Annotated in this window: 13 protein-coding genes; 8 read left to right on the forward strand and 5 right to left on the reverse strand. The window is 60.8% G+C overall.

Annotated elements, in window-relative coordinates:
- Positions 1-12: 12 nt before the first annotated feature.
- A complete protein-coding gene (locus KP699_RS03895) occupies positions 13-1,959 on the reverse strand; it encodes a lipopolysaccharide assembly protein LapB (RefSeq protein ID WP_215761691.1) in 1,947 nt (648 codons plus the stop codon).
- 184 nt (positions 1,960-2,143) lie between these two features.
- Here KP699_RS03895 and KP699_RS03900 point away from each other — a divergent pair, with 184 nt between their 5' ends.
- The 7 genes from KP699_RS03900 (at position 2,144) to KP699_RS03930 (ending at position 10,350) form a co-directional block, all read left to right on the forward strand.
- A complete protein-coding gene (locus tag KP699_RS03900; protein ID WP_215761692.1) occupies positions 2,144-3,649 on the forward strand; it encodes a carboxypeptidase M32 in 1,506 nt (501 codons plus the stop codon).
- A gap of 139 nt (positions 3,650-3,788) precedes the next feature.
- Positions 3,789-4,940 carry an L-dopachrome tautomerase-related protein gene (locus tag KP699_RS03905; protein WP_215761749.1) on the forward strand — a complete coding sequence of 384 codons (1,152 nt, stop codon included), beginning with the start codon at positions 3,789-3,791 and terminating at the stop codon, positions 4,938-4,940.
- A gap of 58 nt (positions 4,941-4,998) precedes the next feature.
- Positions 4,999-6,396, forward strand: coding sequence for a threonine synthase (gene thrC, locus KP699_RS03910; RefSeq protein WP_215761693.1), 1,398 nt, complete (start codon positions 4,999-5,001; stop codon positions 6,394-6,396).
- A gap of 58 nt (positions 6,397-6,454) precedes the next feature.
- Complete coding sequence (locus KP699_RS03915; protein ID WP_077931432.1) at positions 6,455-7,720, forward strand: pitrilysin family protein; 1,266 nt, start codon at positions 6,455-6,457, stop codon at positions 7,718-7,720.
- Entirely contained in the window at positions 7,717-9,057 is a 1,341-nt protein-coding gene (locus KP699_RS03920) for a TldD/PmbA family protein (RefSeq protein ID WP_215761694.1), read from the forward strand. The genes KP699_RS03915 and KP699_RS03920 overlap by 4 nt, the downstream gene beginning before the upstream one ends.
- Positions 9,058-9,081: 24 nt before the next feature.
- Positions 9,082-10,071 carry a TIM44-like domain-containing protein gene (locus tag KP699_RS03925; protein ID WP_215761695.1) on the forward strand — a complete coding sequence of 330 codons (990 nt, stop codon included), beginning with the start codon at positions 9,082-9,084 and terminating at the stop codon, positions 10,069-10,071.
- Between the two features lie 84 nt (positions 10,072-10,155).
- Positions 10,156-10,350 carry a hypothetical protein gene (locus tag KP699_RS03930; RefSeq protein ID WP_025825917.1) on the forward strand — a complete coding sequence of 65 codons (195 nt, stop codon included), beginning with the start codon at positions 10,156-10,158 and terminating at the stop codon, positions 10,348-10,350.
- Between the two features lie 119 nt (positions 10,351-10,469).
- Here KP699_RS03930 and KP699_RS03935 read toward each other — a convergent pair whose 3' ends face one another.
- The 4 genes from KP699_RS03935 to KP699_RS03950 all read right to left on the reverse strand — a co-directional run bounded on the left by KP699_RS03935 (position 10,470) and on the right by KP699_RS03950 (position 13,723).
- Entirely contained in the window at positions 10,470-10,607 is a 138-nt protein-coding gene (locus KP699_RS03935) for a hypothetical protein (protein WP_215761696.1), read from the reverse strand.
- A complete protein-coding gene (locus KP699_RS03940; protein WP_077931430.1) occupies positions 10,607-11,566 on the reverse strand; it encodes a heme o synthase in 960 nt (319 codons plus the stop codon). Before KP699_RS03940 ends, KP699_RS03935 begins: the two co-directional genes overlap by 1 nt.
- Positions 11,563-12,825, reverse strand: a complete 1,263-nt coding sequence (locus tag KP699_RS03945) for a cbb3-type cytochrome c oxidase subunit I (protein WP_215761697.1) — start codon at positions 12,823-12,825, stop codon at positions 11,563-11,565. Before KP699_RS03945 ends, KP699_RS03940 begins: the two co-directional genes overlap by 4 nt.
- Positions 12,826-13,033: 208 nt before the next feature.
- Positions 13,034-13,723 carry a class I SAM-dependent methyltransferase gene (locus tag KP699_RS03950; protein ID WP_077931428.1) on the reverse strand — a complete coding sequence of 230 codons (690 nt, stop codon included), beginning with the start codon at positions 13,721-13,723 and terminating at the stop codon, positions 13,034-13,036.
- 152 nt (positions 13,724-13,875) lie between these two features.
- Here KP699_RS03950 and KP699_RS03955 point away from each other — a divergent pair, with 152 nt between their 5' ends.
- Entirely contained in the window at positions 13,876-14,085 is a 210-nt protein-coding gene (locus KP699_RS03955) for a hypothetical protein (protein ID WP_215761698.1), read from the forward strand.
- Positions 14,086-14,088 lie beyond the last annotated feature (3 nt).

The following is a 14,088-nucleotide window of genomic DNA, read 5'->3' on the forward strand; positions in this document are numbered from 1 at the left end:
CAGGCGTTGCGGTTACATCTTAACAAGTTTGCACAAAGCGTCCGCCACAGCCTGCACTGGTTCCGCCCACGGCCCATTGCCCTCACCGTAAACAGGCTGAGAAAACAGCCGCAGACTCGGGTACCACAGGTTCTCCCTGCCTCCGCCGGCTACAAGTCGGGAAGACCCTTCCGCCCAGCGCCAGTCCCCGCCAAAGCGGTTCAGCAGCCAGACCGGCTTTCCAAGCACACCGGCCAGATGCGCAATAACGGTATCAACCGTAATCACCACATCCAGCCCGGCCATCAGGCAGGCGGTGCTGAGCAGATCGCCCTCAGGCAGAGGGGCCGCCGGAAACGGCAGGTCTACCGCCGCATGGTTCCGCTGAAGGGACTGGAACACCACACCCGGCACGTCAGCCAGCGGCGCAAGGCAGGCGGGAGCGAGGGAACGACGGCGATCAAACCGATAACCCGGATTCCCCGCCCAGCAGAGACCAGCACGGAGGGGTTTTGACAGGGGCAAAGCTTTGGGCGGTTCTCCCGGCCCTCCCGCTGAGAGTGGGCCATTGGCTTCGGCCATACCCTCTCCCGCATCCGGCAGACACACCATCTGCCGCCAGGGATAGGGCTCAGACAGCCCAAGGCACGCAGGCAAACTCAACAGAGAACAGCACGCGACAGCCCCGACAGAACGCGCTGTATGCCCTTTTTGCAGAAGCGTGACCCGTCCGCCACCGCCAAACTCCATCCGCGCGACCAGCGAATGCAAGGCCTCCGGCACAGCCAGCAGCACCGGCGCATGGTCCAGAGCAGGCTCCACATAGCGTAAAAACTGAAGCGTATCGCCCAGCCCCTGCTCCGCATAAAGCAGAACCGGACTGCCGCCTGTGGCGGTTCCATCCCAGTGCGGCAGATCTTCCGTCTGGGATGCGGGCAGTAAACTCTGCCGGGCTTCAAACGCCTGCCAGCCTTCCTCAAAGCGCCCTTCCGCCAGCAGCACCGTGCCCAGATTGAAACGCGTCCTCGCCCGGTCCTGCTCTGAGGCCGGTCCGCTTTCAACCTGTCGGAAGAGGGCTTCTGCCTCCTGCCTGCGGCCAAGGTCTGCCAGCACCGTCCCGTAATTCACCGCCAGCCGGGCGTCCTGCGGGCGGGCGGCAAGGGCGGCCCCCAGTTCCTGCTCTGCGGCGTCCAGTGCGCCCAGCGCCATCTGCACAAGCCCCAGATTGGTGTGTGTTTCCGGTGCATCCGGCACGCGGCGGACAGAGTCCTGCAAGACGACTCTGGCTTTTTCAAAAGCGCCTTGCGCAAAAAGGGCGGCCCCATAATTCGCCAGCGCCGCCGCGTCCTGCGGAAATGCCTCAGCCACCACCGCAAAAAATGGCGCAGCCTCCCGCATCCGCCCGGCCCGTTCCAGCAGCAGGGCATGCTGATTGTGGGCAAAAATAGTGTCCGGAGCCAGACGGAGCGCTTTTTCCGAGACGTGCAAGGCCTCTGTCACCTTCCCCTGCCGGGCGAGACAGGCGGCAAGGCTCAGATGTTTCTCACAATCCAGCGGCCGCAGCCTCAAGGCTGTGCGCAACGCCAGTTCCGCATCCTGTACGCGGCCAAGTGCCTCCAGACACGCCGCCATAACCTCATGCGCCCGCGGGTCACGCGGCGTCGCCATCACGGCTACATGCGCCGCAGCACGGGCCGGTTCCGCGTGCTCCTGCTCAAGCAGCGCGTGCGCCAGCGTGATGTGGAAATGGCCTTCTGGCCGCAGGCCAATCGCCCGCCCGGCCAGCGCTACAGCAGACTGTGCATCCCCTCCGGCCCGCGCCACACAGGCCATGGCGTGCCAGGCCTCGGCGTCGGACGCATCCTCGCGCAAAAGCGTGCGCAGCATGGCCGCAGCCCGCTCTGCATCCCCTACGGACAGAAGGGCCAGTGCCTGTTCGACCGATGGCGTCTGCGTTGCCATCCCGTTCTGATGGGGCATGTGCTTTCCTTAAAGTCCGTCTGGAGAATGGGAGCAGACATTCTTCCCTGAAACTCTGGCTTCCCCAACACTCTGGCTCACCTGACACTCTGAGCAAACTTGACCACAGAGAGTTCCGTCCCGCAGGGCGATGCTCTACCCTCCCGAGCACGCGTTGCCACCCTACAGGACCAGATTCCGAGTCATGAATAAAGCCTATCAGAGCCTAGAGCGCCATTTTGCCCGCCTGTCTTCCCTCAATGACGCCATCGGTATTCTGGGCTGGGACAAGGAAGTAATCATGCCCCACGGCGCCGCAGAACGCCGGGCGGAAAATCTGGCCATGCTGGAAGGCCTGCGGCATGAAATTCTGACGGCCCCGGACATGGAGGAGCTTCTGGTAACGGCTGACGCCGGGGATGATGTCTGGCGCCGCGCCAACCTTGCTGAAATGCGCCGCCTGCACACCCATGCCACCGCCCTGCCGGGGGATCTGGTGGAGGCCAGCACACAGGCCACGGCCCGCAGCGAGATGGTGTGGCGTGAGGCCCGCCAGAATAATGATTTCAAAACCTTTCTGCCCTATCAGCAGGAAGTGCTGAACCTTACGCAGCAGATTGCCCGCGCCAAAGGTGAGGCGCTTGGCCTCTCACCATACGATGCATTGCTGGACTCGTTCGACCCCGGCACACGTCAGACCGACATTGACCCGATTTTCAGCCGTCTGAGCGCAGACCTGCCCGGCCTGATTGCCACCGTGCTGGACAAACAGCGCAGCCTGCCCCCGGCCGTTCCTCTTCAGGGACCGTTTCCGGTACCGCGACAGGAAGCACTCGGCCGCAAGCTGATGCAGCAGCTTGGATTTGATATGACGCGCGGACGGCTGGATGTGAGCCTCCACCCCTTCTGCGGCGGGGCCACGCATGATGTGCGGCTGACCACGCGCTATGAAGAAGCCGATTTCCTCCCCGCCATGATGGGCGTCCTGCATGAAACCGGGCACGCACTGTATGATATGGGGTTGCCGGAACAGTGGCTCTCCCAGCCCGTCGGGCAGGCCGGGGGCATGACACTGCATGAAAGCCAGTCTCTCACCATGGAAATGCAGGTCTGCCGCTCCCGCGCCTTTGTGGACTGGGTGGCCCCTCTGCTGAGAGCCGAATTTAACATCCCCGAAGGCACACCGGGCTGGAACGCGGACAATCTGCTCCGTCTGGTAACGCATGTGGAGCCGGGCTTTATCCGCGTGGACGCGGATGAAGTGACATACCCCGCCCATATTCTCGTGCGCTATGAGCTGGAAACCGCGATGATCAGCGGGGATCTGGCGGTCAAAGACCTCCCCGCCGCCTTTAATGACCGCCTCCATGCCCTGCTCGGCCTGCATGTGCCGGATGACCGGCGCGGCTGCCTGCAGGATATCCACTGGCCGGAGGGGCTGTTTGGATACTTCCCCTGCTACGCCATGGGCGCATTTGCGGCAGCGCAGATTCGCACCGCCGCCTTCCAGCAGGACAGCCAGATTGCCCCGGCTCTGGCGGAGGGTAATTTTGCCCCGCTGCTGGGCTGGCTGCGCACCCATATCCACGGCCGCGCCCGCAGCGCCTCCATGCCGGACATCATCCGGGATGCAACCGGCGCACCGCTCGGGGCCGAAGCCTGGCAGACCCATATCCAGCGCCGCTATCTGGACCGCGCGCCAGACGCCTGATTGCCCGCCTATCCTCCGCCTCTTCGCAGGGTTCTGGCGGGCCATGCGAAGAATGCGGTTGTCGGCGTGGACCAAAAAGGAGGAAACTGGCTGCATGTTTTCGCCGCACACGTACAGCAAGGCTGCCAGAAATTTCATGATGACCAGACGTACCCGGCCTTTTTCAGGGTTCCGCCGCGCCCTCGCTTTGACAACGCTGACCGCGAGCCTTGCCGCTGCCCTGCCAACCTCCGCCGCATGGGCGGTACATATGCCGAAAGTGCCGGAACTCACGGCCTCGGCGCTCACACCCTTTACGCAGTCTGAAAAACAGATCTGGGATGCCGTGGTCCCCCTGCCCGATGGCCGGATGCTGTTTGAAGCCCCGGCATGGGTGGGCAATCCCGGCCCGCAGCTTTCCGTCCGCAACACGGATGGCAGTTTTACGCCCTACCCGGATGCCGACTGGAACGCCGGAGAGGGGGACAGCTCCAGACGGATTATCGCCGCGGCAGGGCTAACCCTTCTGCCTGATGGCACGCTCTGGGTGCTGGACAGCGGGGTGCCTGATCGCAAGGCTCCCCCGGTGGCGCAGCCTAAGCTGATCCATATTGATACCCGGAAAAATATCGTTCTGGGGACGATCGCCATCGAGAAAACAGCCCTGCATCCGGACAGTATTCTCTCCGGCGTCGCGGTCTACGGCAACACAGCCTATCTTGCCGACTCAGGTGTTGCGGGCGTGCTGGTGGTCGATATTCCAGCCGCCTCAACACGCCGCTTTCTGGACCGCCATCCGGCACTCACAGCCACGCGGCCCATCCAGATTCCCGGCGGCACGCTCAACTGGGGAGATGGCCGCCCCGCCGCCATTGATTCCAGCATGATTGCCATCAGCCCGGATGGGCGCTGGATTGTACTGCAGGCACCGGGCAATTACCTCGCCCGTGTGGACACCAGCACCTTTACGGACCCGGACATTACCCCCGCCGCCATGGAAGAAATTGTTACCCAGTGGTACAAAACGCCCTCACTGGGTGGCATGACCATTGGCCCGGATGGCACGCTCTACTGGTCTGACGTCAGCACCGGCAGCATCCTCAGCTACAGCACCGGCCGCATCCCGCGCAGGCTGATTACGGACCCGCGCCTGACCTACCCCGGCACACCGGGGCTGGACGGGCACGGGCATCTGTTTGTGCCCACCATGCAGCTTGACCACAGCGCGGCCTTCCAGAACGGCAAGGCCACTGTGAAATGGCCCGTCACGGTTTATCAGCTCACACTGCCCACCACCCCGCCCCCAACCTGAGCAGACGGATGCAGAAGGCTACTTCGCGCCGTCTCCCATTCAGGGTATAAGTCTGGCCATGCGCTATATCTCGACCCGGGGGAAGGCTCCCGCTCTCTCGTTTTCTGATGTCCTGCTGACGGGCCTTGCCGAAGATGGCGGCCTGTATCTGCCGGAAACATGGCCCAGCTTTTCACTCTCCGAGTGGCAAGCCATGCGCGGCCTGCCGTATCCGGAGCTTGCCGCCCGGATCATGCGGCCATTTGTCGGGGAAGATATTGACCCCGGCACTTTGCGCGCCCTGTGCGAGAAAGCCTATGCCGGGTTTGACCATCCGGCCATTGTCCCGCTGACGCAGGTGGAAAATGGCCTGTTTGTGCAGGAACTGTTCCACGGCCCCACGCTGGCCTTCAAAGATATGGCCATGCAGTTGCTGGGCCAGTTGTTTGAACATGTGCTGAGTGAGCGCAACGAGCATGTGACCATTGTGGGCGCAACCTCGGGTGACACCGGATCCGCCGCTATTGAAGCCTGCCGTGGGCGTGAGCGCATCTCCGTGGTTATCCTGCACCCGAAAGACCGCACGTCCGAAGTGCAGCGCCGCCAGATGACGACGGTGCTTGAACCCAACGTGACCAATCTGGCTATTGAGGGCACGTTTGACGACTGTCAGGATCTGGTCAAAGCCCTGTTTGCGGATATGCCGTTCCGTAAGGATATGCATCTCTCCGCCGTGAACTCCATCAACTGGGCGCGCATTGCCGCCCAGATTCCCTACTACGTGTATGCCGCGCTCAATTTTGGCGCACCGGAGCAGGAAGTCTCCTTTGCCGTGCCGACCGGCAACTTCGGCAACATTCTGGCCGCATGGGCCGCACGCAAAATGGGCCTGCCGGTCCGCCATCTGTGCGTCGGCTCCAACCGGAATGATATTCTGACGCGCTTCCTGAACGCGAATGACATGACGATGAAGTCCGTCATGCCCAGCCTCTCCCCCTCCATGGATATTCAGGTCTCTTCCAACTTTGAACGCCTGCTGTTTGAACTGCTGGGGCGTGATGCTGAAGCCTGTGCCCGCATCATGACGAACTTCCGCACCAGCGGGCACATGGATGTTCCGGCAGAAGCGTGGGAGACGGCCCGCACGCTCTTCTCCGGTCTGGCACTGGATGATGCTGCGACGGAAGCGGAAATCAAAGGCCTTCATAACCGTTCCGGTTATCTGGCGGACCCGCACAGCGCCATTGGCATTGCCGCAGGCCGCCGCTTCCGGGAGGCCGGGGTACCGATGGTCGCCATGGCCACGGCACATCCGGCCAAATTCCCGGATGCAATGGTTGCCGCTACGGGCATCCGCCCTGCTCTGCCCGTGCATCTGGCAGACCTCTATTCGCGTGAAGAGCGTTACCGCACCGTTCCGGCCACGGCGGATGCCGTAAAGGATGCCGTGCGCGCAGCAGTGCTCTCTAACGCCTGATCTCCTTGAATTCCCCTTTCTTCAGGCCGCGTGTGCGGCCTTTCTTTTCAGGACAAGAATGACCGATCCGATCCAGTTGACCCGTCTGCCCTCGGGCCTGATTGTTGTGACAGAACGTATGGAGCGCGTCGAAACCGTTTCCTTCGGAGCCTATGTTTCCACCGGCACGCGGGATGAAACCGCGGAAGAAAACGGTGTCTCCCATTTCCTTGAGCATATGGCGTTCAAGGGCACAGAGCGCCGTTCCGCCCTCCAGATTGCTGAGGAAATTGAGAATGTGGGTGGGCATATCAATGCCTATACCGCACGGGAGCAGACGGCTTATTACGTCAAGCTCCTGAAGGAAAATCTGGATCTGGGCATTGATATCATTGGCGATATCCTGACCCATTCCACGTTTGACCCGACGGAAATCGAACGTGAACGCGGTGTGATCCTTCAGGAAATCGGGCAGGCGAACGATACGCCGGATGATGTGGTGTTTGACCATTTTCAGGCGACCGCCTACCCCAACCAGCCCATGGGCCGCCCGACGCTGGGCACGGAAGATCTGATCCGCACCATGAGCCGTGACACGCTGATGCGCTACATGAGCGCGCATTACACCACCGGCAACATGGTAGTGGCCGCAGCGGGCAACCTGCACCATGAGGACGTTGTGCGGCAGGTGGAGCGGCATTTTGCCGACCTCGGCACCACATCCCTCCTCCCCGGCACGCCCTCCATTTATGGCGGTGGCGAGTTCCGGCAGGAGAAAGATCTGGACCAGGCCCATGTGGTTCTGGGCTTCCCGTCCGTGGGGTATAATGACCCGGATTACTACGCGGCCCTGATGCTCTCCCTGCTGCTGGGCGGCGGGATGTCCTCCCGCCTGTTTCAGGAAATCCGGGAAAAGCGCGGTCTGGTCTACTCGGTCTATTCCTTCAATGCGCCGTTCCTCGATGGCGGCGTGTTTGGCATTTATGCGGGCACGGGTGAAAAAGAATGTGCGGAACTGGTGCCCGTTACGCTGGAAGAGCTCAAAAAAGTTCAGAAGAACGTGGGGGAAGATGAACTGGCCCGTGCCCGTGCGCAGCTCAAGGCGTCTCTGCTGATGTCTCTGGAAAGCACGGGCAGCCGGTGTGAACAGATTGCCCGCCAGCTTCAGCTCTTTGGCCGTCTGATCCCGGTTGCGGAAACAGTTGCCCGGGTGGAGGCTGTCACGACGGAGGATATCCGCCGCGTTGCCGCCCGGATTTTCACCCAGAAGCCGACACTGGCCGCACTGGGGCCTGTCAAACACGTCCTGTCTCTGGACACGATTACGGAGAACCTCGCGGCATGAGCGCACAAACCCTCGAAAAGATCTCTGATCTTGTCCGCCGCGCGCGTCATGCCGGAGCGGATGCCGCAGATGCGGTTTTTGTCTCCAGCACCGCGCTGGGCGCGGGGGTGCGTAATGGTGTGACGGAAGAGCTGGAACGCTCTGAAACCACAGACCTCGGCCTGCGCGTATTTGCAGGCCAGAAAACCGCCATTGTCTCCACCACCACCCTCGACCCGACGCGGTTTGACGGGCTGATTGAGCAGGCTCTGGCTATGGCCCGGATGCTGCCGGATGATAAATATGCGGGCCTCGCCCAGCAGGGTCTGACCGGCACATTCACCCAGAATACACTGGACCTGACGGATACGGCAGAACCCGATGCCAACGCCCTGCTGGCCCGTGCCCGCGCTGGGGAAGAGGCGGCTCTGGCCGTTGAGGGTGTGACCAACAGCGCTGGCAGCAGCGCTTCTTTCGGCCGCACGGAAGTCATTCTCGTGACGTCGCAGGATTTTGCCGGGTCTTATGCCCGCACCCGCCATTCCACCTCTGTCTGCGTACTGGCAGGCAAAGGCGATGGCATGCAGCGGGATTATGACTATCACGGCACGGTCCATCTTGCTGATCTGGAAGATGCCGCTGCGCTGGGCCTGAGCGCAGGCCGCAAGGCTGTGGCCCGCCTGAACCCCACCCGCCCGCGCACCGGTAAATATCCGGTTGTGTTCCACCCGCGTGTGGCAAACAGCTTTCTGGGGCATCTGGTGGGGGCCATCAGCGGGTCCTCCATCGCACGGGGCACGTCTTTTTTGAAGGACAAGCTCGGACAGCAGATTTTTGCCAGAGAAATCACCATTACGGATGACCCCACACGCCTGCGTGGCCTGCGGTCCCGCCCGTTTGACGGAGAGGCCGTGCAGGGCAAACCGCTGGCGCTGGTAGAAAATGGTGTGCTGCAAAGCTGGATTCTGGACACCCGGAGCGCCCGCCAGCTTGGGCTGACCAGCAATGGCCGCGCCGCGCGAGGATCTTCCAGCCCACCGGCTCCCTCCCCCACCAACCTGGCGTTCCAGCCCGGCAGCATCACACCTGCGGCTCTGATGGCGGATATCAAGGAAGGCCTGTTCATCACAGAAATGATGGGCTCTTCCATCAACGGCCTGACAGGGGATTACAGCCGGGGCGCCTCCGGCTTCATGATCCGCGATGGTCAAATTGCCGAGGCCGCGGAAGAGTTCACGCTGGCAGGCAATCTGCTGGAAATTTTCGCTTCCATGACATTAGCGGACGATTTGCAGTTCCGTTTTGGCAGTGACGCCCCCACATTAAGGGTCGATGCCCTGAGCCTTGCCGGGGCCTAACACCGTCCGGAGAGACCAGACACCGTGAAAAAGCGTTTTCTTACGCCTGTTTTAACCGCTTTTCTGACCCTCAGCATGCTTGGTGGCCCGTTGGCGCAGCATGCTGACGCACGCCCGGGTCAGGGCAGCTCCATGGGCAGCCGCGGCAGCCGGACATGGAGCGCACCGCCCACCACCAACACAACGCCCTATGGCGCCGCCCCCATGGACCGTTCCATTACGCCGCGCGGCCCGGCTCCGGGCTATAATGGCTATCCCGGCCAGAATAATTACGGCGCACCGCTTAACCGTGGAATGGGGATGGGGACCGCCGCGCGCCACCCGTTCCTGACGGGTTTTGCCGGGGGCATGCTGGGCGCAGGCCTGTTTGGTCTGCTGAGCGGGCACGGCTTTATGGGCGGTGTGCACGGGCTGTTCAGCTTTATTGGTCTGCTGATCCAGATCGGGCTGATTGTTGTGGTCGTGATGTGGCTGGTCCGCCGTTTTTCCGGGAATAAATCCTCCGGCTCCGGTGGCTCAGCTTTTACACTGAACTCCGGCACCGCGGGTCCGGCGCAGACCACAACACCTGCGGGTTTCCCTGCCGGCACGGGCGGTTCCACACTGGCGATCACCAGCACGGACTATCAGGCCTTCCAGCAGACGTTGCTGGATATCCAGACCGCATGGAACCAGCAGAACATCCCGGCTCTCCAGCAGATGGCCACGCCGGAAATGGTGTCCTACTTCAACCAGCAGCTCGCCACGCTGGCCAGTCAGGGCGCGCGGAATGTGGTGTCTGATGTCCACTTCATTCAGGGCGATCTGGCCGAAGCCTGGCAGGAAGCTGGAATGGACTACGCAACCGTCGCCATGCGCTACAGCCTGATTGACCTGACGACCAATGCCACAGGGCAGGTTATTGAAGGCAGCTCGACCGAGCCGGTCACAATTACCGAACTCTGGACGTTTACTCGTCCTTCTCGCGGGGGGCGCTGGTTGCTTTCCGCCATTCAGCAGGGGCGTGGCGCGTAACGCCCTGCTGCTTCACAAAGCCTGCATCGCTCTTTATGAGCATGCAGGCTTTTTAGTTTTCACGCTCAGATCAGGACAGACACCATGCTATTTCTGGAAATTGCCGTTGTGGTATTAGGTGTCTCTGCCTCCGCATTTGGCCTGTTCCTGCATTTCTGGAGCAAACGCAAAATTGCGGATCTAGAAGCGGATATCCTGAAACTCAAGGAAAAGGGCGTGAGCATCCAGATGGATGCACTGCTGCAAACCGCCCGCACACCGCAGCAGGAAGAAGCCTGAGCGACAGCCTTCTTCCTCTCGTTCTTCTGAGAACGTAAAACACGGAAAGCGTTGCTGAAGAAGGTAGCGTTAAGCCGCACCACAGCGACTCCCGCCAGAGACGAAAGTCGGACCATTGCTTAGAAGTGTGTGAGCATCAGCCCATACATGACGCCAGCTATCAGCAGCATGAAGCCCAGCATGGCAGACAGACGGCCTTTCTGGCGGCGCTTTTTCTCTGCAATTTCCTGCGAACTCAGAACGCTTGACGTGTTCATCAGTGCATCCACCCCGTCAGAATGTGGTCAGCCAGTAGTCCGCAGAACAGCAGGAACAGATAGGCCAGAGAAAAGCGGAACGATAGACGCGCCGCTTTATCGCCCTGCAGGCTGATGCCGGTCGCGTCCTGCGGCTCCCGCAACACACGCACAGCACACGCCACAAAGCCAAGTCCAAGGACCAGTGCCGTGCCCGTATACAGCCAGCCGCTCAGATGCAGGAAAGACGGTATGAGCGAGATGGCCAGCAGCACCAGTGTATAGACAAAAATGTTCCACCGCGTATGCCGCGCCCCTTTGACAACCGGCAGCATGGGGATACCCGCCCGGCCATAATCCTTGCAGGCATACAGAGACAGTGACCAGAAATGCGGCGGTGTCCAGAAGAACACAATCCCGAACATCACGACCGGCAGCACAGCCATGTGGCCGGTTGCGGCTGCCCAACCGATCATGGGGGGAAACGCCCCGGCAGCCCCGCCTATCACGATATTCTGCGGCGTGGAGCGCTTGAGCCACATGGTGTAAATGACGGAATAAAAGAAGATCGAGAAGGCCAGAATACCGGCTGCCAGAGCGTTCGTCGCCATCCACATCAGACACACGGAAAGGCAGGATAGCCCGACGCCATAAGCCAGAGCTTCCTGCGGCGGAATACGCCCACCCGGGATAGGCCGCGTAATGGTCCGCTGCATTACGGCATCAATATCGCGGTCATACCACATATTGATGGCCCCTGCAGCGCCAGACGCCAGACAGATGCACAGGATGGACACCGCCGCCACAAACGGATTGAGATGGCCGGGCGCCATGATCATCCCGGCCGCGCCGGTAAACACCACGAGGGAAATCACGCGCGGCTTAAGCAGTTGCACCCAGTCTTTCGCTGTGGTGCCAACTCTGTCGGCCTTAAAGCGGATACGTTCCGCTGGGGCGGTGCTGGCGATAGTCTCACTCATGACTGCACTGTTCCTTCAGAAGAAGAAAGCATGGCTGACGGGGCGGAGGCGCCAACATGAGCGCTCTCCACTTTGCGGTTCTGGAAGAGGCTCATACCCATCGTCACCAGAAAGCAGAGGAGAGATGCCCCAAGCAGAGCGCCGCTCCAGATCTGCGTTGCGGCAGACAGAGGAGAAAAGGACAGTCCGGTCGCGGAAGCCATCAGCACGAACTGCAAAATGGCTGGCGGACGGGGATACCAGTACCCAGCACTTTCGCCACGCCACAGATACAGCCCGCAGAACGTCGCATAAACGGCACCAACCTCAAGCGCAGAATGAAGGCCTTCACCCTGCATAAGCTGCGCAACCCAGCCCGTGGACACAATGGCCAGAAACCCAAGACCCCACAGCATGGGGACACGCAGGGACAGGCGGCTGCGCCATGTTCCCGCCATCCACAAGGCGGCCAGAAGGACAGAGGCCAGCGTGGAGGCTGACAGCACAGCGTTTTCAGGGGACGTCAGCACCCCCGGCTGCTGCACACTGGCAGCCAGTCCATGCGCAAAAACGCCCCGCACCCAGATAATGACAGAAGCGGATGCCGTCGTGGCCATAATGGCAACCACCGGCTTTTCAGAAAAGCGGCTGCCTCTCGCCCCTGCTTCAAACACGAGACCAAACCCGGCGAGCAATGTGACGAGTGTAACAGGCTCTGCAAAGCCATCCAGAAGCGGGAGAATATCCGCAGACGCCCCGGAAAAAAGCTGATGCGTCATGACGGCAGCCAGAACTGGCACCGTCAGCAACAGCACTGCAGACGCCAGCATTTCCCCCCACACGAAGGGAGAAAATGCCTGTGCGTCTTCAAAATCGGCACGACTGTCAAAAATAGTCGCGAGCACAACCATGACGGCGCAAAGCATTCCCGCGCTCCAGAGCAGCACAGGCAGAACCTGCGCACCAAGAGCAACCGTCAGAACACCAGAGAGAGCAATCAGTCCAAGTCCTGCACAATTCAGCACAGGCAGAACCATCCCTGTCCGGCCGAGGGCTCTGGGCAGCCAGAGGTTGCTAAACCCACAAACGAGCGCCGGAAGAACAACAAACAGAAGCATCAGCGGGGCGTGAACATGTTCGAGAACAGGCCAGATACCATGATCAGGCATCACACCGGCCTGCCGCAGCACGGAAGCACCCCCACCAAGCAGTCCCGCTCCTGCGGCGACAAGCAGATACCCTGCTCCCACACCCGTACCCGATGCAGTCTGCTTCATCATGCTTTTTCTTCCCGTTCCGGCTGTGTGCCCGGTAGAGGTCATTTCCGTAACCTATACCTTACTCAGACCACAGCGCGTGTACGCTCTGCGGACTCTGTAAAACATGTATAATAACGGTTTTTATTCTGACAGACGACCCGTTAAGTCCCGCGCCGCCGTCTGCCCTGCCTTGTGCAGAAAAGGCGGCAGGGGCGACGGGACTAGGTTTTTACGTCCGGTCGAGTGTTACAAGTGTAAACAGACCAAGCGGCGGCACTGGCTGGATCTGTGCCCGTGCCAGATCATCCGGCGGCAGCAAGGATTCCATTGCAAAGTCAGGATGCCAGCCCAGAGAGCGGGACGCCCGCGCCATTCCGCGCTCAACCGCGCCCCGTACACCGTTGGGTGCCAGAAAATGGTTTACAAAAAGAATGTGACCGCCGGGGCGCACAACACGCTTGAGTTCGCTCAGCAGCTTGCGCGGATGCGGCACCACGGACGCCACAAACATGGCGACTGCAATATCAAAAGAGGCATCAGCAAAGCTGGTCTCTTCCGCATCCATCTCCAGCAGGGCCTCAACATTGGTCAGATGCTCTTTCTGCACGCGTTCCCGCGCACGGGCCAGCATGTCACCAGAGAGATCAATGCCCGTAATTTTTTTGCTCTGAGTATAGCAGGGCAACGCAAGCCCCGTCCCCACGCCGACTTCCAGCACCTTTGTGCCCGGCAGCGCGTTGACAGCTTCAACCGCACGTTTGCGCCCCACGCCCGAAACACCGCCAAAAACGGTATCATAGACGGCGGCCCACCGACGGTAGGCAACTTTTACAGCCTCTGCATCCAGCGCCGAGCGTGAAGGAGGAGGCACCGGATCTTCACCCTGACCGGGCGGGCATTCGTGGAGAACGTCACTCATGCTCTCTCTCTGCCTGCTTGCTGTAATTTCTTCAAGAGCCACAACGCATCTTCCCTGTATTAAATAATGCCTGCCACAAAAGCGCCCTTGTCTTCAGCCCCATTGTGCCCTTACGTTCCGCTCTGAAAGAACGGGGTGAAAAGAAAACTGCCATGCTAAATCTGTTTATTGCCATCCTTTCACTGATCATCTGGTCATCGGTCGTCATTTACTACTTCCGCGCCCCGTTGATGCAGTGGTTTGACAATCGCTTTGGTAAAGACCCTGTCCTGCCGGACCCGGACGCAGAGGACGGCCCGACACACCAGACAAAACATTCTTCTGCTGCATCGGGAGCCACTCCGGCCGACAAAGCCTCCTGACGT

It is taken from the genome of Acetobacter sp. P1H12_c (assembly GCF_018811975.1).
Taxonomy (GTDB): domain Bacteria; phylum Pseudomonadota; class Alphaproteobacteria; order Acetobacterales; family Acetobacteraceae; genus Acetobacter; species Acetobacter persici.

Coding starts and splice junctions, on each gene's coding strand:
- KP699_RS03905 (WP_215761749.1), top strand. CDS start 3,789: ATGACCAGACGTACCCGGCCTTTTTCAGGGTTCCGCCGCGCCCTCGCT.
- KP699_RS03895 (WP_215761691.1), bottom strand. CDS start 1,959: ATGCCCCATCAGAACGGGATGGCAACGCAGACGCCATCGGTCGAACAG.
- KP699_RS03955 (WP_215761698.1), top strand. CDS start 13,876: ATGCTAAATCTGTTTATTGCCATCCTTTCACTGATCATCTGGTCATCG.
- thrC (WP_215761693.1), top strand. CDS start 4,999: ATGCGCTATATCTCGACCCGGGGGAAGGCTCCCGCTCTCTCGTTTTCT.
- KP699_RS03935 (WP_215761696.1), bottom strand. CDS start 10,607: ATGAACACGTCAAGCGTTCTGAGTTCGCAGGAAATTGCAGAGAAAAAG.
- KP699_RS03900 (WP_215761692.1), top strand. CDS start 2,144: ATGAATAAAGCCTATCAGAGCCTAGAGCGCCATTTTGCCCGCCTGTCT.
- KP699_RS03950 (WP_077931428.1), bottom strand. CDS start 13,723: ATGAGTGACGTTCTCCACGAATGCCCGCCCGGTCAGGGTGAAGATCCG.
- KP699_RS03915 (WP_077931432.1), top strand. CDS start 6,455: ATGACCGATCCGATCCAGTTGACCCGTCTGCCCTCGGGCCTGATTGTT.
- KP699_RS03945 (WP_215761697.1), bottom strand. CDS start 12,825: ATGATGAAGCAGACTGCATCGGGTACGGGTGTGGGAGCAGGGTATCTG.
- KP699_RS03940 (WP_077931430.1), bottom strand. CDS start 11,566: ATGAGTGAGACTATCGCCAGCACCGCCCCAGCGGAACGTATCCGCTTT.
- KP699_RS03920 (WP_215761694.1), top strand. CDS start 7,717: ATGAGCGCACAAACCCTCGAAAAGATCTCTGATCTTGTCCGCCGCGCG.
- KP699_RS03930 (WP_025825917.1), top strand. CDS start 10,156: ATGCTATTTCTGGAAATTGCCGTTGTGGTATTAGGTGTCTCTGCCTCC.